Here is a 25734-nt window from a genome sequence, read left to right as displayed (position 1 = left end):
TTAATTTCTCCCTTTTTCGTCAAAATACAAATTGTTTAAAGGTTCACTTTGCCAAAACTCCTTTGTGTCAATATCTAAAATAGTAAGCGGTCCCTTGAAAGCAGCTCCGGTATCAATATTCCATACGCAAGCTTTTTGGACTGGTTCTGTTGCACCAATTCGTGTGACGGGAGTATGACCAATGTAGACTTCGTCGTATAAAGTAAAACGTTTTGGATATAATAAATCATTAGGTTTGATGCTGGTGTCTAAAGCAAGCGCAGTTTCCCATAAAGTTCTATCCCAATAAAATGATTTAGGATAAAATTCATATTTCACACCATTCATATTGGTAAATCCGGCATGAACAAAAAGGCGGTTTTTTTCATCTAAATAGTAATCCTCTAATGACAATAAAAAAGCTACATGCAATTGTTTTGTAATAGTGTCTACTTTTTCATAGGCAGTTACTGTAGCTTCACCACCATGTTTGTACCACATGAGGTTGTCTTTGTTGTCTTTCAACCAATGCAGTAATAATTCGTCGTGGTTGCCGCGAATAAAAATGCAATTATTAGTCGTTTTTAACTGAATCAAATAATCAAGGACTTGTGGAGATTGGCTCCAGCCATCTACATAATCTCCCAAAAAAATTAAAGTATCGTCTTTTGTAACTTTGGCTCTTTCCATAATTTGGTGAAGTGCACGTAAGCCTCCGTGTATATCACCTATAACTAATGTTCTCATTTTGTGTGTGGTCAATCGGGATTATAAAAACAGTAAGATTGTTGTTTTTCCAATCTATAAAATTAAGGAAAAGAGTTGGGACGGGCTGATTTTTTAGTAATTTTTTTATTTAAAACGCATTTAATATAAAATGAGGTTTATCATTTTACTTCAATAATGTAAATTTTCTCAATTGTTACTGAGTTTAAATAATGGCTTACGTATAAGTCTATTTAGAATAAAGCAGTTTTTTCTCACTCTGAAATATCACTATTTTTAGTGATTGTTTATTACATTAATTTTAATTATTTTTACAGAAATATATAAATTTTAAGAAAATGAATACACTCATCGCCTTATCTCTTTTGATTATCAGAATGATATGTAGTTTTTTAAATGATATTGTTTCTTTTTTCAATCTTCATTTTTAGTATTATATTTCATTTTTCTCAAAACTCGTAGTGCCTCTTTAAATAGAGCATACACGGCTGTGTGCGGTTTTAAAAGCTGTTTGGCATTAATTAATTTATCTTTAGCTTCTTCAAATCCGTTGAGGTAACAAATCATAAATGTTGAGGGTAGGTTTTCTAAATCTCGATACTCTCTTTCCGTCAGTTCCATTCCTTTTTCTAACTTTTTCAGTAATGCTATATTCGCATTGTAAATATGAAAAAGCATTTTTTTATTGAATTTAGGCGGTTCAAATAACATTTCACTCTCTATTTTATAATACCCATTCTCATAAAAATAAATTGTTTGTTTTTCTAAAGGGTAGTAACTTGTTTTGTCATTAAGTCCAAGTGGTACAAATTCTGTAATAGTAAACGAGTTTTCGTCAAAGTCTATGGTGACCACATCTTGAGCCGAATAGAATAATTTTACTTGTTCATTGATTAACTCAATATCAACTCTGGATAGATACGTTTTGTGATGCACTCTCTTAGGAATTCCGGCCCAGCAAATAATAAACAATTCTTTAAAAACATGGTATTTTGGTGCCATGTCTTTATGCCGGAAATTGATAAAATCAAAAACACCGTCAAGTGTATATTTGATATTATTTCGCGCATTATTCTCAATATCTGTTACAGTGGTTGTATTTTGATTATTCCTCTCTACTTTTTCAGTAGTTGGTGTTGTATTGCTCCCAATTCGAATAAAGACACTATTGACTGGAATAGTATGAATCCCTTTTTTGAAAAATGAAGTGTTCTTTTTGGGTTTTATAGTTACCAATCCCACCACTTTATGTTTTGGTAAATTAGGAAAAGGAACATTTTCGTACTGAATCTTTGGTGGGTTTTCAAGATAGGCATTCACGAGGTTTTGAATACGGCTATCATCAAAAAAATCATCTCCCACAATTTCGTTGTCTTGATCCTCAACACCTACAACTATATACGAGTTATTAGCAGGATTCGAATTAGATAAGGCACAAATATGTTTTAAGAATTTGGCCTTACCTTCCCGAGTATGTAAGTTCAATTGACGCTTTTTATCATAAAAACTGTTCTCATCATTGTGAGCAAGTAAATTCTTGATTAAAAGGCGTTTGTTAATCATTTAGAGATATTTATTACTATTTTTAAATATAAAAATAGTCAAAACAGGATATTAAAAGCCATAAAATTTATAATTTTTTACCACATCTTAAAATAATTCTCAGCGGTAAATATTTGGGAATCGGTGTAATTCGTGTTGGCTTTTATTTTGCAAAAGCAGTATATTTTACACCTCTTACCTATCCCTTTATTAATATAAACTATTCCCTTTTTACAATTGTTGATGAGGCTTGGGCAGTGCTCATAACCACCAAGTCAGCAATATTAACATGATAGGGTCTTGAAACTACAAAGTGAATTATATCAGCGATATCTTCAGGTTGTAACGGAGAGAAACCTTTGTAGACTTTTTCGGCTTTCTCAGTGTCCCCTTTAAAACGCACTTCACTAAATTCTGTTTCGACCATTCCGGGATGAATTGCTCCTACTCTAATAGAAAACGGGTTCAAATCCATGCGCATACCTTGGCTTAATGCATCAACGGCATGTTTTGTAGCGCAATACACATTTCCGTTTGGATATACTTCTTTGGCAGCAGTAGAACCAATGTTAATAATATGGCCTGATTTACGTTCTTTCATTTGCGGAATGATCGCTTTTGATACATATAACAAACCTTTTACATTAATATCGATCATGGCATCCCAATCATCAGTGTCTCCATCTTGAATAGGATCTAAACCATGCGCATTTCCAGCATTATTAATCAAGATATCAATGGTAGAAAAAGCTTCGGGTAATGAATCTATAGCTTCATAAACGGCTTTTTTATCACGTACGTCAAACTGCAAGCTGTGTACTTCGGTAATTGCAGATAATTCTTTATGCAACGCCTCTAAGCGCTCTTTTCTTCGTCCGCAAAGGATAATTTTATAGTTGTTTTGGGCTAGAATTTTAGCAGTAGCTTTTCCTATTCCGCTAGTTGCTCCAGTTATAAAAGCTGTTTTTGTCATTTTATTTATTTTTTATTTCGAAAAAGATATTTTTTTGAATCGAAAGACAATTTGTTAAGGAACTTCATTTCCCATGCTTTCGCTCCAAATAGCAAACCAGTCTTCTTTATCTAATTTTAAGGCTACTGCTTTGTGTAAAGATTGTATACGCGCTACATTTACAGTTCCAGCAATAGGAATCACTTTTGCGGGGTGTTGTAAAACCCAAGATAATAAAAGCGTGTCTGAGCCTAAATGGTATTTTGAAACTAGTGTTGCTAATAATTTTTTTAAACGACGTGTTTGCGGAATATCTTCTCTAAATACTGATCCTAATGGATTCCACGACATGGGACGTATGTTGTTTATTTGCATATAATCAAGACTTCCATCAACCATAGGCTCATAATTAGTAGCAGAAAACTGCACTTGATTATAACTTACAGTTGTTTTTTGTCGAATTAAATCTGTTTGAGAAGTAGTGAAATTAGAAAGTCCAAAATCCTTTATTTTACCCTCAGATTTTAATTGTTCTACGGCTTCAGCTATTTCTTCAGCTTGCATTAACGGACTTGGCCTATGCAGTAAAAAAACATCCAAATAATCTGTTTTTAAATTGCTTAAAGACTGCTCTACAGATTTGATTATGTGTGCTTTAGAATAGTCGTAATGTTTGACCTTGTTATTCCTGTTTTCGGCAATCATTTGGATGCCACATTTTGAGATAAGTTGGATTTTTTCTCTCGATATTTTGCTCGAATGAAACGCTTTTCCAAAGTCGGCCTCAGTGGTATAAGACCCATAAATATCGGCGTGATCAAAAGTGGTTATTTTGTTTTCAAAACAAATATGGATCATGTTTTCCATCTCCTTTTGGTTGAGGTTTTTATCCCACACACCCCAATTCATTGTCCCAGCAATAATGGGAGATAATGTTGATTTAGTCATGTTTTTTATTTTTTATTTGGGTTGGATTTTTTACATTTCCAAACTATATTTTTCAAAGTTCTTAAAAATATAAAAATAGTATCATAATTGAAGCTTAAAATTAGGTTATTGTTAGAAGTTTTAACCATTCTTTAACATCTTTCCTCTAAAAAAAAATTCAATTTGCACTACCAAATGTGAGGCATTAAAATTAAGGCATTAAAAATAATAATATGGAAGAGAATACATCGACTTTAGACATTAGAGCAATCAATGAAAAAATAGAAAGAGAAAGTGCATTTATAGATTTACTTTCCATGGAAATGAACAAAGTGATTGTAGGACAAAAGCACATGGTAGAACGTTTGCTTATTGGACTATTAGGTCAAGGGCATATTTTATTAGAAGGAGTTCCAGGATTAGCCAAAACGTTAGCGATCAATACGCTTTCTCAAGCAATTCATGGATCTTTTAGCCGTATCCAGTTCACACCGGATTTATTACCTGCAGATGTTGTAGGTACTATGATTTACAATATTAAGGCAAATGAGTTCTCTATTAAAAAAGGGCCCATTTTTGCTAATTTTGTTCTTGCTGATGAAATTAACCGTGCGCCAGCTAAAGTGCAATCAGCATTATTAGAGGCCATGCAAGAAAAGCAAGTAACCATTGGAGATACTACTTTTAAGTTAGAAAGACCTTTCTTAGTATTAGCTACTCAAAATCCAATTGAGCAAGAAGGAACGTACCAGTTACCTGAAGCTCAAGTCGATCGTTTTATGCTAAAAACAGTTATTGATTATCCAAAAATGGATGAAGAGCGTTTAGTAATTCGTCAAAACTTAAAAGGAAGTTATGAAAAAGTAAATCAAGTAGTTTCTGTGGAGCAAATTTTACGTGCGCAAGAAGCAGTTCGTGAAGTTTACATGGATGAAAAAATAGAGAAATACATACTAGATATTATTTTTGCAACACGTTACCCAGAGAAATACAAATTAGCAGAGTTAAAACCATTAATTAGTTTTGGGTCTTCACCTCGTGGAAGTATCAATCTAGCTACGGCTGCAAAATGCTATGCATTTATCAAGCGTCGTGGGTATGTTATTCCTGAGGATGTACGTGCTGTTGTTCACGATGTATTGCGTCACAGAATAGGAATTACTTATGAAGCTGAAGCAGAAAATATTACTTCAGTAGACATTATTAATAAAATTGTAAACGAAGTAGAGGTACCTTAAAATTTGTTTAAGGTTTAAGGTTTCAAGTTGCTGTTGCAAAATGTGAAACCTTAAACTTTTTTAAACTTTAAACAAATTAAATAAATGGACACAAAAGATCTTTTAAAAAAAGTACGCAAAATAGAAATAAAAACCCGAAGATTGAGTGATCACATCTTCTCGGGTGAATACCACACCTCTTTCAAAGGACGCGGTATGACCTTTAGCGAAGTGCGCCAATATCAATATGGCGATGATATTCGTAATATTGATTGGAATGTTACCGCACGATACAATGAGGCTCACGTAAAAGTTTTTGAAGAAGAGCGCGAGTTAACTATGATGTTAATGGTGGATATTTCTGGTTCTGAAAGTTTTGGTTCTAAAAACCAATTTAAAAAAGATATTGTAACTGAGATTGCAGCAACAATGGCTTTTTCGGCTACGCAGAATAACGATAAAATAGGATTGATATTATTCTCTAACCAAATTGAATTGTACATTCCACCAAAAAAAGGCCGCTCTCATGTTTTGCGAATCATTAGAGAATTAATCGAATTTGAACCAAAAAGCCGTAAAACAGATTTGGCGCAAGCCTTAAAGTTTTTATCAAGCACTCAAAAAAAGAAAGCCATTGTATTTATGATTTCTGATTTTATGTGTGAAGGGTACGAGCAAACGTTGAAGATAGCCGCAAAAAAACACGACATTACTGGAATACGCGTATATGATATTAGAGAACAAAGTATGCCAAATATTGGTATGGTTCCTATGCTAGATGCTGAAACAGGTGAAGTAGCAGTTATCGATACCGGCTCAAAAACCGTTAGGTTCAATTATGAAAAACATTACAACGACAAACTAGTGTATTTTAAAGAAACCTTTAGTAAATCAGGTTCTGGAGTTGTAAATACAAGAGTCGACGAAAGTTATGTAACGAAGTTATTAGGTTATTTTAAATCAAGATAAAGGCCTTTCCCCCAAATCCTCATGTGTGAGGAATTGAAAAACAAATGTTTCAAATAACATGAAAAGATATATATACCTACTTTTAATTTTGCTTTCATCTACTGTTTTTGCCCAACAAAAACGCGTAGTGACTGCGATAGATACCACTAGAAATAAAATTGGAGCTGAATTTAAGCTTACAGTTAAAACCGATGTGGATACGTTATCCAAAGTTGTTTTTCCAAAATTAAAAAACATTGGTGCGCTTGAAGTTATTAAATCATATCCTATTGATACGGTTAGAAATAATGATCGTTATGAGTTAATCAAGAAATACGGACTTACTCAATTTGATTCAGGTAGGTATGCTATTCCTAGCATCAAAATTTTAATTAACAACAAACCGTATTATACAGATTCTCTTAAAGTTGAGGTTGCAAATGTGCAAGTGGATACGTTGAAGCAAAAAATGTATGACATTAAGGAAATTACTGCAGCTGAAGCTCCGTTGGGAAATTGGTGGAAATACTTATTAGTCATTGCGCTGCTTATAGGAGTTGGTGCCTTAGTATATTGGTTTGTTAAAAAACAACAAAAGAAAAAAATTGAGGAAGAGGTGTTTAAAACGCCTATTGAAAAAGCGACTAGCCTGTTAAATAATTTAGAGCAAAAAGAACTTTGGCAAAAAGGAGAAGTAAAATCATACTACAGTGAATTAACGGATATTGCTAGAAATTATATTGAAGAGGCAATTGAAATTCCTGCTATGGAAAGCACAACAGCCGAATTGATTCACGGACTTAGAGCAGCATCTGTTAAGAAGAAAATGACGCTTACTCCAGAAACAATAGAGAATCTAGAGCGTGTTTTAAAACAAGCAGATTTAGTAAAATTCGCAAAATCAAAACCTTTAGATTTTGAAATTACCGAAGATAAAAATAAAATACAGCGTGTTATATTAACACTTGATAATGCAATTCCAGTTGTTATTGAAATTGAAGAAGATGCTATATTGAATGAAGCACAAAAGCAAAAGCAAATTGAAATTCAACTAAAGAAAAAAAGGAATAGACGCCTTGGTATTGCTATTGCTTCGGTATTGTTTATAGTATTTGCTACAGCTATTTATTTTATTGCAACCAGAGGTTTTGATTATGTAAAAGACAATGTTTTAGGTAATCCAACAAAAGAATTATTAGAAGGCGAGTGGGTAAAAAGTGAATACGGTAACCCTGGTGTGATTATTGAAACGCCAAAAGTGCTTAAAAGAGTTGATTTAAAGAAGTCGTTGCCTAAAAACGGATTGGCATTAATTAAAGAAATGAACTCATTTGCTTATGGTAATGTTTTAGATAATTTCTATATAATGGTTTCTACTTACAAATACAAGCAAGACTCAACATCAGTAGACTTAAAAAAATCGATGGAAGTTACTTTGCAAGCTCTTGAGTCACAGGGAGCTCTAAATATGGTTGTAAAACAAGAAGATTTTGAAACTCCAGAAGGGGTAAGTGGTCTAAAAGGATACGGAACATTTTCAAGAATAAACGAAGCAACAAATAGTAGCGAGAAATTGTATTATGAATTATTATTGTTTGGTCAAGATGGCGGATTACAACAAATTATGATTTTTCATGAAGAAGGTGATGCTTATGCAAATCAAATTTCGGATCGAGTATTGAGCGCTGTCGAATTAAAAAAAGTAACTAAATAATGGGTAAAATAACTTTTTTAAATCCTGAATTTTTCTGGTTGTTTCTTCTAATTCCGTTAGCAATTTTTTGGCTAATTTATACTAGAAATGAACAAACAGCGACTTTAAAAATAAGTTCAATTCAAGGATTCAAAGCAACTGGTTCTTTCTGGGTAAAAATGCGTCCGTATTTGAGCGCTTTTCGTTTATTGGCGTTAAGCTCTTTAATAGTGGCATTAGCAAGACCTAGAACTGTTGATGTGAGTAATAAAACAAAAACTACAAAAGGAATTGATATTGTTATGGCAGTCGATGTTTCAGGGAGTATGTTAGCCAAAGATTTAAAGCCTAATAGAATGGAAGCTTTAAAAAGAGTAGCGGCAGATTTTGTTGAGGAACGTCCTAATGACCGTATTGGTTTAGTGGTTTATGCCTCGGAGGCGTATACTAAAACGCCAGTAACGAGTGATAAAGCGGTAGTACTTGAAACAATTAAAAGCATAAAATACGATAATGTTCTTCAAGATGGAACGGGTATAGGAATGGGATTGGCTACAGCAGTAAACCGATTAAAAGACAGTAAAGCGAAGAGTAAAGTAATTATCCTTTTGACTGATGGTGTGAATAATGCAGGTTTTATTGAGCCAGAAACGGCGGCAGACATTGCTAGGCAATATAAAATTAAAGTGTACACAATAGGAATAGGAACAAATGGTATGGCAGAGTTTCCTTATGCTATAGGTCCTAATGGTGATTTTTTATTCCAAAGAATGAAAGTGGAAATCGATGAGCGTTTGCTAAAAAGTATCGCCAAGAAAACCGATGGAAAATATTTTAGAGCCACAAGCAATAGTAAGTTAGCTGAAATATATGGCGAAATCAATAAATTAGAAACAACTGAAATTGAGGAATTGAAATTTTATGACTATGATGAAAAATTCAGGCCCTTCGTGATTTTGGCAGGTTTGTTATTATTAATCGAAATAGGTTTAAGAAATACAGTGTACAAAAGTTTTATATAATGTTTTAAAAATGAAGCTCACAAAGGGAAGGTAGTTGTAAAAACTAAAACTGACTTTTGGAATTTAAAGAAAATATGGAATTAGACGAAACAAAATATTTATACTTACTTTTTATACTGCCAATTGTGGTAGTGTTATTCTTTTTCAACATGTATTGGAAAAGAAAAAAGCAACGTGAGTTTGGTGATTTAGATTTAATAAAAAAATTAAGTCCTGAAAGTTCTGTATTCAAGCCAGTCTTGAAGTTAGTTGTTATTGTATTGGCATTAATTGGATTAATTTTTGGTTTGGTAAACCCAAAAATTGGCACAAAAATGGAAACGGTAAAACGCGAAGGAATTGATATTGTTTTTGCAATGGACGTTTCTAAAAGTATGCTTGCCGAAGATATTGCGCCAAGTAGGTTAGAGAAAAGTAAGCAAATTGTTTCGCAAATTATCAATCAATTAGGTAACGATCGTATTGGTATTGTAGCTTACGCCGGTAGTGCTTTTCCAGTTTTACCTATTACTAGTGATTATAGTGTTGCTAAGATGTTTTTACAAAGCATGAGTCCTGATATGGTTTCTTCACAAGGAACTTCGCTGGATGAAGCAATTAAGTTATCAGCAACTTATTTTGATGATAAAAGCAAAACGAGCAAGTTGCTTATTTTGATTTCTGATGGGGAAGACCACTCAGAAGGAGCTCAAGCTGCCGCAGAAGAAGCGAACAAACAAGGAATGCGCATTATTACAATAGGTCTAGGTACCGAAAAAGGAGGTACAATTCCTTTAAAAGTGAATGGTAAAATACAAGGATACCAGCGAGATAATAACGATGAGGTGGTCGTTACTAAATTGAATCGCGCAAGTCTTGAGGCTATTGCCAAAGCAACAAAGGGCGGTTATATAGATGGTAAAAACACTAAAGACGTATTAGAATATATAAAAAACACATTAAATACAATTCAGAAAACCGAGTTTGAAGCAACACAAATGGCTGACTTTCAATCGCAATTTCAGTGGTTTTTAGGGTTTGCTTTTGTACTACTATTTGCAGATCTGTTTTTCTTAGAAAGAAAAACGGCATGGGTTAAAAAGATGAACCTATTTAATGACAAGTAGCCCATTAAGATGGTAATTGAATTCTTTTTTTTGATGAACAGAATAAATGAAAATGAAAAATAATATAAAATATACAACCGTTTTTGCATTGTTCCTTTTTTGGGGATGTAATGCTTTATATGCACAAGAAAAAAACTATGTTTTACCGGAAGCAAATGAAGAGTATACCGCTAAAAACTTTGTAGATGCCGAAGCTAATTATAGAATTTCTAATTCAAAGTTTACCAATAAAACGGCATCTGCCTATAATTTAGGAAATGCAATCTACAGACAAAATCAAGCTTCAGAAGCTAAGTTTGCTTATGCAAATGCTTTAACTACAGCAAAAACAGCAACTCAAAAACACAAAGCATTTCATAATATTGGGAATGTTTTCATGAAGGAAAAAAATTATACTGAGGCTGTAGAAGCATATAAAAATGCTTTAAGAAACGACCCTACAGATGATGAAACAAGGTATAATTATGCTTTGGCTAAAAAAATGCTAAAAGAAAATCCTCCTAAAGACGATAAAAAGGACGACAAGAAAGATAAAGACAAGAAAGACAAAGACAAGGATAAGAAAAACGATAAAAAGGACGACAAGAAAGATAAGGATAAAAAAGACGGCGATAAAGACAAAGATAAAAAGGACGACCAAGGCGATAAGGATAAAAAAGATGGTAAGAATGATGATAAAGGAGAGCCAAAACCTGAACCAGGAGGAATGTCACAGCAACGTTTAAAAAACTTGTTGAACGCAGTTAATAATGAAGAAAAGAAAGTTCAGGATAAAGTGAATGCTAGTAAAGTAAAAGGCAAAGCAACAAAGACAGAGAAAGATTGGTAAGATTTAATTGGCTATTTGTGGATTTGTTTTTATCGAAAGAAACAAAGACCTACTCAGAATCAGATTCGCGAATAAATGAATAAACATTAATAATGAAGAAGTTTTTATTTTTAATACTATTAAGCTTTCAAGGACTTTTAGCCCAAGTACAATTTGAGGCAAAAGTGAGTAAAACAACATTAGGTCTTAATGAAAGACTTCGTATTGATTTCTCTATGAATATTGATGGAGATAACTTTAATGAACCTTCTTTTGAGGGGTTTAGAGTTATTGCGGGTCCTAGTCAACAAGTAAGTCAGTCGTGGGTTAATGGTAGAAGTTCCTTCGAGAAAATTTACTCTTATTATTTACTCCCTACTCAAAAAGGGAATTTGACAATTAAACCAGCAACGATTGAGTATAACGGTCAGGTTTACAAAACCAATTCGGTTAAAATTACGGTAACAAATGCTGTAGAACAACCTAAAGATCCTAATGATACTAGTGTTTCAGCAGACGATAATTTGTATTTAATTGCAGAGATATCTAAAACCAATCCGTATGTAAATGAACCTATTACGGTGGTTTATAAATTGTATTTTGCTAACATTGGAATCTCTAATTTTAGAGAATTAAATAAACCAAAATACAATGATTTTTGGAGTCAGAATATTGAAATAAAACAATTAGCAGCGGTTGATGCCATTTTTAAAGGGCAAAATTACCGTTATGTTGTACTTAAAAAAGTAGTGTTATATCCTCAAAAATCGGGAAAATTAGCCATTGAACCTTTGTCTCTTGATGTAGATGTACAATTGCCTACTAATAGACGAGATGTTTTTGGAAGGATGTTGCTTGCAGATGGGAATAAAAAAGTTTCGGCTGGTGCTAAAACAATAAATGTGCGTGCGCTGCCTGAAAAAGGAAAACCAGATGATTTTACTGGTGCAGTGGGTACGTTTGATTTTAAAGTAACGCCGTCTAAAACTAGTTTGAAAAATGGTGAAAGCCTTGATTTATTAGTAAGCGTTACTGGAAAAGGGAATATGAAATTATTCAGTCTACCTAAACCAGTTGTTCCTAATGCACTTGAAATGTACGATCCAGTACATGACGAGAATGTCAATACATCACTAGCTGGAATGTCAGGAAAAATGTCTGACAGTTATACTATTGTACCGCAATACAAAGGAAATTATCCTGTAAAACCTATTCGTTTCTCTTATTTTGATTTGGGATCAGGAACATATAAAACAGTTGTATCTCCTGAGATTATGATTAATGTTTTAAACGGTCCAACTGATACACGTGCAGCAGATAGCTTAAGTGCTAACGCAGGCAAAAATGATGTCAGTATTGAACAGTTTAAATACATTAAATTAAAAACCGAATTAAAACCAACTAACAGTGACGATTTCTTTGGTTCTAAATTGTACTTACTACTACTCTTATTATCCTTTTTATTAATACCAATAATTGTATTAGCAAAAAACAAGAAAGACACTCTTGATGGTGATGTTGTTGGCAATAGAATACGCAGAAACAATAAATTAGCTAAGAAGTATTTGTCTCAAGCTAAAAAACAAATCAACAATAAAGAACCATTTTATGTTGCTCTTGAAAAAGCAATGCATAATTTCTTGAAAGCCAAGTTGCATATTGAGACATCAGAGATGAGTAAAGACAATATCAAGGCTATATTGTTAGCTAAAAATGCAAATTCCGAAACAGTTAATGATTTTATTGCGCTTACTGAAAATTGTGAAATCGCACGATATGCTCCGGCATCAAGTGCAACCATTCAAAAAGATTATGACAAGGCAGTAGCGATAATTTCTGAATTAGAGAAAGAGCTATAAGCACAGTGAATTACAAGATTGATAAGCAAGATGTATTTTTTGCGTAAGCAGTTTATAAATAAAGACAATGAAAAATATTTTATATCTATTCTTATTTTTTACCCAAGTTTTCTTTGCTCAAAATAGCTTTGAAAGTGCAAACGAATTGTATAAAAACGGTAAATATGAAGAGGCAGTTACTGCTTATAATGCTATTTTAGGTACTAAATTACAATCGGCTGAGTTGTATTATAATTTAGGAAACTGCTATTATAAACTAAATAAAGTAGCTCCTGCGATTTATAATTATGAGAAAGCATTGGTTCTAAAACCAAACGATACACAAACTTTAAATAATTTACGCTTTGCGCAAAAAAGAACCGTTGATGAAATCAAAGTAATTCCTAAAGTAGGATTTGCTAAGTTACTTAGGGATTTTACCGCAACTTATAACTACAATACTTGGGGTTATATTTCGGTGGGGTTAGCAGTGTTGTTTTTATTGGGTTTTATTGGGTATTATTTTTCACAACAAAGCACCATAAAAAGAGTGTTTTTCTTTACTATGTTTATTGTTATTATTTTGCTTATTATTAGTATTTTGGCTGCTATTTTTGAGATGGATCAGTTTAAAAATGATCGACCGGCAATAGTTTTTGCTGAAATGGTTGATGTTAAAAAAGAACCTCAAAATGCTAGTAAAACCGTTGTTGTCTTACATGAAGGAGCTAAGTTATATGTAGAAGAAACAGTGAACAACTGGAAAAGAGTTGAACTCACAGATGGAACCGTAGGTTGGATAGAAAAAAGCGCAATTAGAGAAGTGAAATAACTTTAAGCCTTACTTTTCTTGTTTTACTTCATTGTTTTTGGGAACTGATTCGTTTTCTGCTTCGGTTGTGTGTTTGTCTTTAAAATCAATGTACCATTTTTCTAAAGAAGGATAAACAAAGCGCGACGTTTTTTGGATAGGGTTATAAAACATAGAATTATTTAAAGTTTCGGCTTTGATGAGCATGTTATTAATATTTACTTTTTCGAATAAATTAAATAATACGCTTAAAAGCAATACCGTTTTTAAAACGCTAAATACAGCACCTGCAAGTTTGTTTATCCAACCCAAGAAGGCGAAATCCATGATCCCTGTGAATAGCTTTGCTAAAAGGTGAATGCATACCACTACGGCTATGAAAGTTAGTCCAAAAGCAATGATCTCGATGTATTTAGGTGACCATGAAACATGCTTTACTAACATTTCCTTGATCATGTATGAAAATTTTATAGCTAAATAAATTCCAACAATCAAAGACAATAACGAGGCCAGTTCTATAAAAAGTCCGTTTTTAAGCCCTTTATATAAAGCAAAAATCAGTAAAGCGCCCAAAACAATATCTAAAAAACCCATAGTTGTGCATTAGTAAGATGAACAACAAATATAAAATAAATCAAACATCCATTGTCAATTTTCAAGTCGTTATCTTTGCAAAAATTAAATAGCTGTTTTTTTTGAATTAGGATACTTAAAAAAGGGAGCGGTTACAATCAATATTATAATGTCAAGAGATATACAACTTAAAGAGCGCTGGGAACAGCTTGTCGATATACTTTCTAATCAATTTTCGCAAGGAGAAGACTTAGACTTAGATGCTATTATTTATTTAATAGGAGTTCAAGAACTAGGAAAAGTACACCAAGAATATAAAAAAGATGAAAAATTAAACCTGATGCATATTGCTATTTGCAGGTTATTAGAGCCTTATGGTTTCTATGAATTTGAATTTTTTGATGAAGATGGTTGGCCTCATTACAAAGTAAAAGAGGAATTGCCACCATTAAGAGCCGGTGAACAATCGGTGTTAATGAAGGAAGCAATCGTGAATTATTTTATAGAAAGAGAAGTGATCCAATAATGTGTCGCAATTTTAGCGCGTAAACTTTTCACTTTACACTTTAAACCTGAAACAAATTTTGTAAATTTGCCCTCTCAATTACTGGACGAAAATGATAGATAAGATAAAAGAATATATTGGCGAAGCACAAGCTTTTTCAACACAAGACAAAGCAGAATTAGAAACATTTAGAATTAAATTTTTAGGAAGTAAAGGACTTCTTAAAGATTTTTTTGCTGAGTTTAAAAACGTACCAAACGATCAAAAAAAAGAATTTGGTCAAGTAATCAATTTACTTAAATCATCTGCCGAAGAAAAAGTGAAAGCTATTCAAGAAGCATTAGAGAGTAAAGAAGAAACTAAAGGTATTTATGGTGATTTAACTCGCTCTGCTGAGCCGGTAATCATTGGGTCTCGTCATCCTATTTCTATTGTAAAAAACCAAATTATAGATATCTTTTCAAACATTGGTTTCAATGTTTCTGAAGGTCCAGAAATCGAAGATGACTGGCATAATTTTACGGCATTAAATTTGCCAGAGTACCACCCAGCAAGAGACATGCAGGACACGTTTTTTATTCAAACAAATCCTGATATTTTATTGCGTACCCACACATCATCTGTTCAAGTGCGTTACATGGAAGAGAACAAGCCACCTATTCGTACTATTTCTCCAGGACGTGTTTTTCGTAACGAAGCAATTTCTTCACGTTCACATTGTATTTTTCACCAGGTTGAAGGACTGTATATTGACAAAGATGTATCGTTTGCTGATTTAAAACAAACACTTTTATATTTTACAAAAGAGATGTTTGGGAAGTCTAAAATTCGTTTAAGACCTTCTTATTTCCCCTTTACTGAGCCTAGTGCTGAGATTGATATTTACTGGGGTTTAAAGACAGAAACGGATTATAGGATTACTAAAGGAACTGGTTGGTTAGAGATTGGTGGATGTGGAATGGTAGATCCAAATGTTTTGAAAAACTGCGGTATCAATCCAGAAGAATTCAATGGTTTTGCCTTTGGGATGGGAGTGGAGCGTATTGCAATGTTGCTTTATCAAATAGGTGATATTCGTATGTTTTATGAAAATGACGTACGTTTCTTAGAGCAATTTAAAGCTTCAATTTAGTCCAAGGTTGAAATGTTAAAAGTTGAAACAGCTATTTTAGTAATGATTGACTTTGAGATTTTAAAACTTAGACTTAAGACTAATTTATGAAAAAAGATATTATAATTCCTGAAGTAGAAAATGTTTTCCTAGCGGCCGTTCAAGAATGGAGCGACGATTTTATGGAAAAGGTTTGGTATGCTTATTTAGTTAATGATAGTGATTTCCTTATCGAAAGCGTTATGGTTGTGTCTAAAGCTTTTGGGACAATTGACGACGAAATGAAAAAAACATCGCTATTGCGCCACGCTTTTGTTGAGGTTCCAGCTGTTTCAGTGGTTAAAATCGAAATGATTGAGAAAAGTGTATTGGTACTCAATAATGAATTTTCAGTGTCTTATTTCATAGGGAATAAGATGTATGATAAGAAGTTTATTTTTAATGCAAATGCTATGAATGAGCAAGAACTTGAAGAAGTGCCTATTCTATTTGTAGATGGTCTCATTGTAAGATAACAGTAAAAATACAAGCACAAAAAAAGCAGCAATCTTAAATAAGGTTGCTGCTTTTTTGTTGTTAAGCGCTATGTTAGCTTTTTGATAATATATCAGTGGCTAGGTATTTGTCGTCTTGATTTAAATACCAAGCTCTTGCTTTTGGGATTTTAATTCCGGATAATTCCTCTTCGCCACTTAATAAAATATATTCTCCATCATTCTTTGTTTGATCATGGTAAAACTGATATACTTTTAGAGCATAGGTCTTTGGGTCAAAATAAAAGTACCAAGCGTCTTTTCCTACACCTTCCTCATACTTTACCGCTAATACTAAGTACTCTTGGCCCATGAAGACCTTTCGTTCAACTACGGGGTTTATAATTGTCCCAGCGTCTTTTAGTTTCATTGGTAAACCATATAAATAGGTATAATAGTTTTGCATGAATCGCGCTCTAGTTTCTGTTAAGTTAAAAGTTTTTACATCTTCTTCAGTAAAGTCACTTTTGCCATCTAGGCTAAAATTCACAACTTCATTATCAATAATGTATGTTACTACTTTGTCATTTTTTGTGACGCTAAGTTTGAAATATTGTTTTGGTAAATCAATACTTACTTTGCTTAGACGTTCAGAATCATCTGGCATTTTCATGGCTATAGAAAGCGTGCCCTTAAAATCATTGTAATGATGATTAGGGTCGTGATAATTGATCGCTTTGTCTAATAATTGTTCTCCAGTTATTTCTTGTGCGGATGCTTTAAAGAAAACTAAAAAACAAAGTACAAACAAGCTTTTAATTAAAGCTGAAAAATGTAAATTAGTGTTGTAATTCGCCATGTTTTAAAGTGTTTTTAAGAAATAGAGATAAGCTTAATCTAATTTATCAGTTAATTTACTAAAAACGGCTTTAGCATCTTTATGTTCATATAGTATTTCATATACAGCATCAATAATAGGTGTTTTGGCTCCATAACCTTGATTTAGTTTATAAGCACTTTTAGTAGCGTAATATCCTTCAGAAACCATGCTCATTTCCATCATGGCACTTTTTACGGTATATCCCTTACCAATCATGTTACCAAAAGTTCTATTTCTAGAAAACATAGAATATCCAGTAACGAGTAAGTCTCCTAAATAAGCCGAATCATTAATATTTCGTTTCATTTTATGGACTTTCTTGATGAATTTTTTCATCTCTCTAATTGCGTTACTCATTAGTACCGCTTGAAAGTTATCACCGTAACCTAAACCATGTGCAATACCAGCGGCTATTGCATAAATATTTTTAAGCATAGCGGCATATTCAGTACCAATAATATCATCAGTGATTTTAGTTTTGATGAAATCTCCTGCAAGATTATCAGCTACGATTTTAGCTTTCTCAGCATCACCACAAGCAATCGTTAAATACGATAAGCGTTCCAGTGCCACCTCTTCGGCATGACAAGGGCCAGTAACAACACCTATGTTGTAATAAGGGATGTCGTATGTAAAATGAAAATGTTCTCCCACAATCATACTCGTTTCAGGAACAATTCCTTTTATGGCAGAGAAAATTACTTTGTCTTTTAGAGAGACGTTCATTTTTTCTAATTCGGCACCTACAAACGCTGATGGAATAGCAAATATGATGTAATCAGCATTAGTAATTGCTTCATTAATATCGCTAGTAAGTTTTAGTTTGTTTGTATCAAATTCTACAGCACTTAAATAATTAGGATTGTGCTTGTATTTTTTTATGTGTTCAATTGCAGTTTCATTACGCATGTACCAGTAAACCTCTGGTAGATTTACACATAACATTTTTGTAATTGCAGTTGCCCAGCTACCTCCGCCAATAACTGCAAATTTTAAATTTTTGGCCATTTTTTTATTAAATTTAGTCAAAAGTACTTAAAAAATGGGTGAATTTTAGAATAAAAAAAGCCTGAAAATCTGTGATGATTCTAAAGTTCTATTCTTGGAATTAAAAATAAATCGTATTTTTTAATAATTATATAAAATAATTTTACTTTTTTAACGTTATTGTGTAATATTAATCTATTTTTTAGTAAATATGAGAATTGAGTTAGTTAGTAGGTGTTATTAAAAAGGCGTCCTCAATAAATTAAGAACGCCTTTTAATCTCACCGTATTATCGTGGTATTTTATACTAGTAACTCATTTCGACAATAGCTTTCACTTTGTCTAAAGTAATGTTTTGTTTTTCTCCAAGACCTTTCCAACCTCTTTCATCAAAACGTTTTACAATGAAGTCTGCAGTTTTATCATAATCTTTGGTATAATCAGAAAGTTTAGTGTCCATTCCCATTTTGTGGAAAAATGCTACTGTTTTATTAATGGCTTCTTTTGCAATTTCGTCTTCTGTTCCTTCTAGATTGAAGATACGTTTTCCGTATTGTGCTAGTTTTGCTTTTTTAGTTTCGAACATTACAGTATATAAACTTGGAGCAATTACAGCAAGAGTTCTTGCGTGATCAATTCCGTACATTGCTGTTAATTCATGGCCTATCATGTGTGTTGCCCAGTCACTTGGAACTCCTTTTTGGATTAATCCATTAAGTGCCATAGTACAAGACCACATAAAGTTTGATGCCAATTCATAGTTTGCTGGATCTTCAACAACTTTAGGACCTACCTCGATAAGTGTATGCAAAATTCCTTCGGCAATTCTATCTTGTAAATGTCCTTCATGAGGGTACGTTAGGTATTGTTCCATAACGTGCGTGTAAGCATCAACAACACCGTTTTGTAATTGTCTCTTAGGTAAAGATTGAATTACTGTAGGATCTGTTATTGAGAATTTTGGAAACAATGCCGAACCACCAAAAGCTAATTTCTCTTTAGTCGATTCGATGGTTACTACTGCTCCGGAGTTCATTTCGCTTCCCGTTGCAGGCAAAGTTAATACTGTTCCAAACGGAATAGCATTTTCTTTAATTAAGATACGCTTTTGCAAAATCTCAATTGGATCCCCTTTATAGTTTACTGCACCTGAAATGAATTTTACACCATCAATTACAGATCCACCACCTACTGCAAGAATAAAATCTATTTTTTGTTCTTTAACAATAGCAACCGCTTTCATCAAAGTTTCAAAATGTGGATTTGCCTCAATTCCTGAAAACTCTACTATTTCGTGTCCTTTAAGATTGTTGATTACTTGCTCGTGTATTCCGTTTTTAAAGATACTTCCACCACCGTAAGCTAATAATATTTTAGCTCCTTTTGGTACAAGTTCTCCTAATTTTTCTATTTGTCCTTTTCCAAAAACTAAATTGGTAGGATTATATAATTCGAAGTTTAACATAATGTTCTATTTTTTATAATTTTAAAAGGCTCTCATTACCTTCGATTTCTATTATAGAATCGTTGTAATTAAGAGCCTTTAAAAAGTGTTAATTATTTTTTAGCATTCAATTGCGCTAACAATTTTTCTGCTACTAATTTAGATGAAGCTGGATTTTGTCCAGTAATCAATAAACCATCTTCTACTGCGTATGGATTCCAGTCTGCTCCTTTAGAATAAGTTGCACCATTAGCTTGTAAAGCATCTTCTAATAAAAACGGAACAACATCAGTTAATCCAACTGCAGCTTCTTCCGTATTTGAAAATCCAGTTACTTTTTTACCTTTCACTAAAAATTCTCCGTTTACTTTTACATTTTTCAACACTGCTGGTGAGTGACATACAAAAGCTACTGGTTTATTATTAGTATAAAACGAAGTAATTAATTTACTAGAATCTTCACTTGATGCTAAATCCCATAATGGTCCGTGACCTCCTGGATAAAATACGGCATCATAATCAGATTCTTTTACATCCGTTAATTTGTGAGTTTTACTCAATTTAGCTTGTAATGCTGTGTCTTTATCAAAACGTTTTGTGTCTTCTGTTGCAAATGATGCATCAGCACTTTTTGGATCAATTGGAGGTTGTCCTCCTAGTGGAGTTGCAATATCAATTACAACACCTTTATCTGCTAACTCATAATAGGGTGCTGCAAATTCTTCAACCCAAAATCCTGTTTTTTCTCCTGTGTTCCCTAAATCTGAATGGCTAGTTAGAACGAATAATACTTTTTTCATCTTAGTTTTTTTTGTTTTTTGTGCAGTTGCTGTAAAACAACCTACTGTTAATACTATTAATGCAAATAATGCGACTTTTTTCATTTTGTTATTTTGTTTGTACAAATTTACGACTATTATGCTATCAGTAAAAATAATTTAAATTATGTTTGTGATAAATATATTTATATCATGGTTAATCTAGAATGGTACAGAACGTTTAAATCGGTGTATAAAAATGGTAATTTTTCGCTAGCCGCCAAAGAGTTGTTTATAAGCCAACCCGCAGTAAGTCAACAAATAGCCATGTTGGAGGCGCACGTAGGCTATAAATTATTTAATCGAAAATCAAAAGGAGTGGATCCTACTGAGTACGCTAAATTACTCAATAACTTGATTATAGAAGCACTTGACCGATTAGAAAATGTAGAAAATGGCTTTAGAGCCAAAGCGTTTAATGCGAATAGGTTAATCACTGTTGGTATATCAAAACATTTCTTTAACAGCCTTGGTAATTCATTGATTGGAAAGTTTGATTACATTGACTTTAGTTTTCATGAAGATCAAGACCTCTTTGAACTAGTGGATACTAAAAAAGTTGATTTTGCCATAACCACACAGCAATACGACACTTTTGATACGGTACTATCTAAAGTAGGTCAAATAAAACAAGTCATCGTAGGTTCTGCCGCAATTGATGCTTCTGAAGTAAAGGCAAAAATTAAAAAAGAAGATTTCGTAGCAGTCGAATATTGGTTAAACGAACAAAAGTGGTACAGTCATGATGCTCGAATTCCGCATGTAAAAGTGTTTTGGTTACATGTTTTTGATAAAAAACGACCTACAATAATCCCGAATTATATTATCCCATCAGAGTTTGAGATGTTGTCGGCAATGGAAAAAAACAATGGTATAGCAGTAAGTTGGGATTGTAATGTAAAGTCTTTTATAGCAGACAAAAAATTACAGTTAGTATGGAATAGCAACAAGATGCCTTGTACTGATGTGTTTTTACTATCAGGAAAAAACGATCAATTTAATACTGCTTTCCAAGTAATTGAAGCAGAGTTAAAGCATATTTTGCAGTAACTATTTCCTGTAAAAATTATTGTGATCGATGTATTCCCAAACTTTATTAGGTAAAAGCGGTTGGATATTTTTACCTTCCTTTATATTGTTTCGAATGAAAGTAGAAGATATTTCAACGATAGGTGCATCGATTATGTGAATTCTAGGATGATCTTTAAGTTCTAAATTTTCAGCTTCAGATGATATTCTTGGATAAACATAGATGTCATGATTTTGCAAAATCACCTCATAGTTTTTCCATTTGTGCAAGGATTTCAAATTATCTTCCCCCATAATCAAAGAAAAGTCATGTGAAGGAAATTTTTCTTCTAGATGAACCAAAGTATTCACCGTGTAATTAGGTTGTGAAAGCTTAAACTCAATATCTGAAGGTTTGATTTTAGCATAATTTTCGGTAGCTAGATGAACCATGTGCAATCTATGAAAATCGTCCAGTAAAGTACTTTTCTTTTTATGCGGATTGTGTGGTGTAACTACCATCCAAACTTGATCCAAATCAGAATGTTCTGCCATGTGATTGGCAATGATTAAATGGCCAACATGAATGGGGTTAAAAGTCCCGAAATATAGTCCTATTTTCATCTTTCTAATTTAAAGATTGAAAAATTCAAGAATTGAAAAATTGTAGTAAAACTATAATTGTTCAATTCTTCAATCTTTTAATTATTATTTGCTTACAAAATCCTTCACTAATTCAACAGCCTCTTCTAAAGCGACCTCCAAATCGTAATTCTTAATAACTACATCAAATTGTGGTGCTGTTGCTAGTTCTACAGAAGCTTTTGCAATACGCATGTTGATTTTGTCTTCACTTTCCGTAGAGCGTTTTTTAAGTCTGATTTTAAGTTCATCTATGCTTGGTGGTTTTACAAAAACAGCAAGTGTTTCTTCAGGGAATTTTGATTTTATTCTTAATCCTCCAGCGACATCAATATCAAAAATTACATTTTTGCCTGTAGCCCAAATGCGTTCAATTTCTGTTTTTAAAGTTCCGTAAAAGTTATCGCGATATACTTCTTCCCACTCAACAAAATCTTCATTTTTAATATGGGTTTTAAAATCATCAAGCGACATAAAATGGTAATCTGTACCATTTACCTCTTCGCCACGAGCTTCGCGTGTTGCAGCCGAGATCGAAAACTCTAAATTTAAATGTTCTTGTTCTAATAAATGTCTAACAATGGTAGTTTTTCCAGATCCTGATGGTGCCGAAAAAACAATTAATTTCCCTTTTTTCATTTTATTTTTCTTTAATAAAAGAAATTGACTTGGTGTCAACTATGATTTGTTTTACAATATTTTTATCTCCACTAGAACTAGTGGTTTTAAACCTTAATTTACTTTTTTCGGCAGACGCTAATTTCTGCGAATATATGGAGCCACGACAATCGTTTAAAATTAATTCGTCCTTGTAATTTAAATTATTCTGAGCATCAAAACTTAAAATAATATAGCCAGAATCTGTTGCTGCTCCACACATTCCTTGGATATTTGGATTGCCACCAATTTTGTATTTTAAAAGCACTTTTGTCTCCAGTTTGGTTTTAGTACTATTGACAATTTCTAAATGATCATAAGCTATAGAAAAACTAGCTAAATCGATAGTTGTTTTGTTATCTAATTTCAAGAAAGCTAAATCTTTTACAATCGGATTATCTGTAAAATCGAATACTTTAAGCTTCAATTCTTTGGTTTTACTAAACCATTTAGTACTTTCAGGTTCGTGATAAATAGCAAGCTTTTCGTCAAAATCGGTAATCGATTTTATATAATCAATTTTAGTCCAAACGTTTTTTTCTGGGACATTAAAAGTCACTATTTGGTCTTCTAGAGTTTTGTTTTTTAAAGAGTAAAGAGTAAGTCCTTCTAAGAAATTATAAATACCAACAATTGGTATGTTTTTTTTATATTGGTTGTAATAATACCAACCTTTTACAGAGTACACTCCTTGATGATCATCAGAAAAAGAGGAAAGTTTTAAATAAATGGTAATATCATATTTGCCATCAATGGAACCGTGAAAAATTTTACTTTTGGTTCTAAATTGTTCCAAGTTGATTTTATACTCTTGAGAAAAAGCATTGAAAGTAATTAATAACAAAAAAAATATTTTTTTCCACATTTTAAAGTACATTCAAAACCTGTTCCTTAATTTTCTCCAATTCGTCTTTCATTTGAACGACTAATTTTTGCATCTGAGCATGGTTTGATTTGGATCCCATTGTGTTTATCTCACGACCCATTTCTTGGGTAATAAAACCTAGTTTTCTACCATTAGCTTCCGTTCCGTTGATGGTCTCAAGAAAATAGTCCAAGTGATTGGTCAAGCGTACTTTTTCTTCGGTAATATCTAATTTTTCTAGGTAGTAAATCAATTCTTGCTCAAAACGGTTTGCATCTACATTTACTTTTAATTCATCAATTGCAGTTTGTAAACGGTCTTTTATTGCTTGTACGCGTTCAGGATCCAGTGCTAGAGCTTCGGTCATGTACTGGCGAATGTTACCTATGCGCAACTGAAATTCTTTTTCAAGTGAGGCTCCTTCGTCTTTTCTAAAAGTCAAGATATTTTGAACCGCTTCTTCAATAACCGTTTGGATTTCGATCCAGTCATTTTCGTCAATTTCATCGCGCTCAATTTTTAATGCATCTGGCATTCTAATGGCCATTTTCATTAATTCAGTTTCATCAGCAGCGGCATAAATTTCTTTAAGCTGGCCCATGTATGCTTTTACTATTGGTGCATTAACCTTTGTGGTAGTTTGTTCAGCGGTGCTTTCGATAAAAATAGAAAAATCTACTTTTCCTCTTTCTAGTCTAGAGGCTAATTGCGTTCTTAAACCCAATTCCATTTCGCGGTATAAAGAGGGCATTCTTACGTTTAAGTCTAAACCTTTGCTGTTTAGCGATTTTACTTCAACAGTAATTTTTTTATTGGGTAAGTGTAAAGACGCTTTACCAAAACCGGTCATTGATTGTATCATATAGTTGTATAAAGAGGTCAAAGATAATGAAAAGGTGCTAAACCTACAAAACGAGGGTTTTTAAGCAAATATTGATTTTATGAAGTGGGTTTAAGAGCTGGTTTTTGTGTAACCATATAAACACCAATAAATATTAATAGCGCCGAGGCTATTTTAGTAAAAGACAATTCGTCTTTGCCTAAGCTGATCGCAAAAACAGTAGCGAAAAAAGGTTGTAAATAAATAAAAACAGCTACCGTGGTAGGTTTTAATTCTTTCATAGTGAGTAGGTTGAGTAAATAGGTTAGGAAAGTCGATATTACAACGACAAAACCTATTTTCCAACTAATATCTAGCGGAAGCGCAGTCCAATTTAAAGCTTCAATTTGGCTCCAGCCAAAAGGTAAAACCATTAATAAGCCAAATAAATAGATCCATTTTACAAAAGTAAAAGCATTGTATTTATCCATTAATTTTTTTACAATGATTAAATAAAAACCATAGGATATAGCGTTAACAAGCACCAGTAAGTTACCTAAAGTGGCATTTGAGCTGCTGCCAATTGCTTTGCCATATAATATGAGTGAGCCAGTTCCTAGAAGTCCTAATAGTATTCCAGTCACCATTCTTTTACGCATGCGCTCTTTCATGATTATCGCTGACAAAATCAACACAATCATAGGTGTTGTCACCATTATCACAGCTGCTGATATGGGCGAGGTAAGACTCAATCCTTTAAAAAAGGTAAGCATGTTGAACGCTACGCCAAAAAATGCTGCCGCAACAATACGGGGAAAATCACTAGAATCTATTTTTTCTTTTGGCATAAACAACCACGCCATCCAGAACAGCAATGTGGAGCCACCTACGCGCAATAAAATAAAGCCATAAGCATCAACGTAAGCAGGCATGACATCTTTAGCAATGGTAAATGTAAGTCCGTAAATTATTGAAACAAGCGTAGCGCCAAAAAGTGCAATTGTCCTTTTAGACATTATTTAATGCTTTCATTACCTGAAGCATGTTTTGTTGCGTCCCACCCACATATACGTTGCTGTCAATAACAAAAACAGGACGGTTTAAAAACGTATAATGTTCTAAGATGTATTTCTTATAATCGTCCTCAGTCAACGATTGATCCTTTAGATTCATGGATTTATAGAGCTGTGCTTTTTTACTAAATAAGGCTTCGTAGCTTCCTGATGATTGGTACATTTCGTCCAATTCTTCTTCAGTAAGAGGTGTTTGTTTGATGTCTCTAAAAACAAGATTATTGTCTTTAGGCAATGTTTTTATAATTTTTCGGCAGGTATCACAAGAGGCGATATAATATATTTTATTCGACATAGTTTTTAAATCTT

At 33.0% G+C, this 25734-nt stretch carries 27 protein-coding genes; 12 read left to right on the top strand and 15 right to left on the bottom strand.

Annotated features, from left to right (window positions below):
- The 4 genes from HNP99_RS03410 to HNP99_RS03395 form a co-directional block, all read right to left on the bottom strand.
- Positions 1–726 (bottom strand): metallophosphoesterase family protein, encoded by a 726-nt coding sequence (locus HNP99_RS03410; RefSeq protein ID WP_173851312.1) that lies wholly within the window; start codon positions 724–726, stop codon positions 1–3.
- A 393-nt stretch (positions 727–1119) separates the two neighbouring features.
- Positions 1120–2268: an ATP-binding protein gene (locus tag HNP99_RS03405; protein WP_173851310.1), complete on the bottom strand. Its 1149-nt coding sequence runs from the start codon at positions 2266–2268 to the stop codon at positions 1120–1122.
- 199 nt (positions 2269–2467) lie between these two features.
- On the bottom strand, positions 2468–3220 hold the full coding sequence (locus tag HNP99_RS03400) for an SDR family oxidoreductase (RefSeq protein WP_173851307.1): 753 nt from the start codon (positions 3218–3220) through the stop codon (positions 2468–2470).
- A gap of 54 nt (positions 3221–3274) precedes the next feature.
- Positions 3275–4147, bottom strand: a complete 873-nt coding sequence (locus HNP99_RS03395; protein ID WP_173851305.1) for an aldo/keto reductase — start codon at positions 4145–4147, stop codon at positions 3275–3277.
- 212 nt (positions 4148–4359) lie between these two features.
- Here HNP99_RS03395 and HNP99_RS03390 point away from each other — a divergent pair, with 212 nt between their 5' ends.
- The 8 genes from HNP99_RS03390 to HNP99_RS03355 all read left to right on the top strand — a co-directional run bounded on the left by HNP99_RS03390 (position 4360) and on the right by HNP99_RS03355 (position 13590).
- Positions 4360–5364, top strand: coding sequence for an AAA family ATPase (locus tag HNP99_RS03390; protein WP_173851303.1), 1005 nt, complete (start codon positions 4360–4362; stop codon positions 5362–5364).
- An 84-nt stretch (positions 5365–5448) separates the two neighbouring features.
- On the top strand, positions 5449–6312 hold the full coding sequence (locus HNP99_RS03385; RefSeq protein WP_173851300.1) for a DUF58 domain-containing protein: 864 nt from the start codon (positions 5449–5451) through the stop codon (positions 6310–6312).
- A 58-nt stretch (positions 6313–6370) separates the two neighbouring features.
- Positions 6371–8005, top strand: coding sequence for a hypothetical protein (locus HNP99_RS03380; protein WP_173851298.1), 1635 nt, complete (start codon positions 6371–6373; stop codon positions 8003–8005).
- Positions 8005–9006 carry a vWA domain-containing protein gene (locus HNP99_RS03375; protein ID WP_173851296.1) on the top strand — a complete coding sequence of 334 codons (1002 nt, stop codon included), beginning with the start codon at positions 8005–8007 and terminating at the stop codon, positions 9004–9006. Before HNP99_RS03380 ends, HNP99_RS03375 begins: the two co-directional genes overlap by 1 nt.
- 74 nt (positions 9007–9080) lie before the next feature.
- On the top strand, positions 9081–10112 hold the full coding sequence (locus HNP99_RS03370; RefSeq protein WP_173851813.1) for a vWA domain-containing protein: 1032 nt from the start codon (positions 9081–9083) through the stop codon (positions 10110–10112).
- 52 nt (positions 10113–10164) lie between these two features.
- Positions 10165–10941 carry a tetratricopeptide repeat protein gene (locus tag HNP99_RS03365; protein ID WP_173851294.1) on the top strand — a complete coding sequence of 259 codons (777 nt, stop codon included), beginning with the start codon at positions 10165–10167 and terminating at the stop codon, positions 10939–10941.
- Between the two features lie 92 nt (positions 10942–11033).
- Positions 11034–12779, top strand: coding sequence for a BatD family protein (locus HNP99_RS03360; RefSeq protein ID WP_173851292.1), 1746 nt, complete (start codon positions 11034–11036; stop codon positions 12777–12779).
- Positions 12780–12846: 67 nt separating this feature from the next.
- Entirely contained in the window at positions 12847–13590 is a 744-nt protein-coding gene (locus HNP99_RS03355; RefSeq protein WP_173851290.1) for a tetratricopeptide repeat protein, read from the top strand.
- A 9-nt stretch (positions 13591–13599) separates the two neighbouring features.
- Here HNP99_RS03355 and HNP99_RS03350 read toward each other — a convergent pair whose 3' ends face one another.
- On the bottom strand, positions 13600–14163 hold the full coding sequence (locus HNP99_RS03350) for a CvpA family protein (protein WP_173851288.1): 564 nt from the start codon (positions 14161–14163) through the stop codon (positions 13600–13602).
- Between the two features lie 148 nt (positions 14164–14311).
- Between HNP99_RS03350 and HNP99_RS03345 the strand changes: the two genes are divergently transcribed.
- The 3 genes from HNP99_RS03345 to HNP99_RS03335 all read left to right on the top strand — a co-directional run bounded on the left by HNP99_RS03345 (position 14312) and on the right by HNP99_RS03335 (position 16273).
- Entirely contained in the window at positions 14312–14668 is a 357-nt protein-coding gene (locus HNP99_RS03345; RefSeq protein WP_173851286.1) for a hypothetical protein, read from the top strand.
- A gap of 91 nt (positions 14669–14759) precedes the next feature.
- Positions 14760–15779: a phenylalanine--tRNA ligase subunit alpha gene (gene pheS, locus HNP99_RS03340; RefSeq protein WP_173851284.1), complete on the top strand. Its 1020-nt coding sequence runs from the start codon at positions 14760–14762 to the stop codon at positions 15777–15779.
- An 86-nt stretch (positions 15780–15865) separates the two neighbouring features.
- The gene (locus tag HNP99_RS03335) at positions 15866–16273 is read left to right on the top strand and encodes a hypothetical protein (protein WP_173851282.1); all 408 of its coding nucleotides are present in this window, start codon (positions 15866–15868) and stop codon (positions 16271–16273) included.
- A 73-nt stretch (positions 16274–16346) separates the two neighbouring features.
- Here HNP99_RS03335 and HNP99_RS03330 read toward each other — a convergent pair whose 3' ends face one another.
- From HNP99_RS03330 to HNP99_RS03315, 4 genes are all read right to left on the bottom strand, one after another.
- The gene (locus tag HNP99_RS03330) at positions 16347–17090 is read right to left on the bottom strand and encodes a DUF6503 family protein (RefSeq protein WP_254596813.1); all 744 of its coding nucleotides are present in this window, start codon (positions 17088–17090) and stop codon (positions 16347–16349) included.
- A 33-nt stretch (positions 17091–17123) separates the two neighbouring features.
- On the bottom strand, positions 17124–18119 hold the full coding sequence (locus HNP99_RS03325) for an NAD(P)H-dependent glycerol-3-phosphate dehydrogenase (protein ID WP_173851280.1): 996 nt from the start codon (positions 18117–18119) through the stop codon (positions 17124–17126).
- A 286-nt stretch (positions 18120–18405) separates the two neighbouring features.
- Positions 18406–19563 carry an iron-containing alcohol dehydrogenase gene (locus tag HNP99_RS03320; RefSeq protein WP_173851278.1) on the bottom strand — a complete coding sequence of 386 codons (1158 nt, stop codon included), beginning with the start codon at positions 19561–19563 and terminating at the stop codon, positions 18406–18408.
- A gap of 92 nt (positions 19564–19655) precedes the next feature.
- On the bottom strand, positions 19656–20426 hold the full coding sequence (locus HNP99_RS03315) for a type 1 glutamine amidotransferase domain-containing protein (RefSeq protein ID WP_173851276.1): 771 nt from the start codon (positions 20424–20426) through the stop codon (positions 19656–19658).
- Positions 20427–20513: 87 nt separating this feature from the next.
- Between HNP99_RS03315 and HNP99_RS03310 the strand changes: the two genes are divergently transcribed.
- Positions 20514–21410, top strand: coding sequence for a LysR family transcriptional regulator (locus HNP99_RS03310; RefSeq protein WP_173851274.1), 897 nt, complete (start codon positions 20514–20516; stop codon positions 21408–21410).
- On the opposite strand, the gene nadD is transcribed toward HNP99_RS03310, so the two are convergent.
- From nadD to HNP99_RS03280, 6 genes are all read right to left on the bottom strand, one after another.
- Positions 21411–21992, bottom strand: a complete 582-nt coding sequence (nadD, locus tag HNP99_RS03305) for a nicotinate (nicotinamide) nucleotide adenylyltransferase (protein WP_173851271.1) — start codon at positions 21990–21992, stop codon at positions 21411–21413.
- 84 nt (positions 21993–22076) lie between these two features.
- Complete coding sequence (gene gmk / locus HNP99_RS03300) at positions 22077–22649, bottom strand: guanylate kinase (RefSeq protein ID WP_173851269.1); 573 nt, start codon at positions 22647–22649, stop codon at positions 22077–22079.
- A 1-nt stretch (position 22650) separates the two neighbouring features.
- A complete protein-coding gene (locus HNP99_RS03295) occupies positions 22651–23511 on the bottom strand; it encodes a hypothetical protein (RefSeq protein ID WP_173851267.1) in 861 nt (286 codons plus the stop codon).
- 22 nt (positions 23512–23533) lie between these two features.
- A complete protein-coding gene (locus HNP99_RS03290) occupies positions 23534–24394 on the bottom strand; it encodes a YicC/YloC family endoribonuclease (protein ID WP_173851265.1) in 861 nt (286 codons plus the stop codon).
- 77 nt (positions 24395–24471) lie between these two features.
- A complete protein-coding gene (locus tag HNP99_RS03285) occupies positions 24472–25368 on the bottom strand; it encodes a DMT family transporter (RefSeq protein ID WP_173851263.1) in 897 nt (298 codons plus the stop codon).
- The gene (locus tag HNP99_RS03280; RefSeq protein WP_173851261.1) at positions 25361–25720 is read right to left on the bottom strand and encodes an arsenate reductase family protein; all 360 of its coding nucleotides are present in this window, start codon (positions 25718–25720) and stop codon (positions 25361–25363) included. Before HNP99_RS03280 ends, HNP99_RS03285 begins: the two co-directional genes overlap by 8 nt.
- Between the last annotated feature and the right edge of the window lie 14 nt (positions 25721–25734).

Origin of the sequence: Flavobacterium gelidicaeli (assembly GCF_013294005.1) — a bacterium.
Lineage (GTDB): Bacteria > Bacteroidota > Bacteroidia > Flavobacteriales > Flavobacteriaceae > Flavobacterium.
This window is presented reverse-complemented; position numbering and strand designations above follow the sequence as displayed.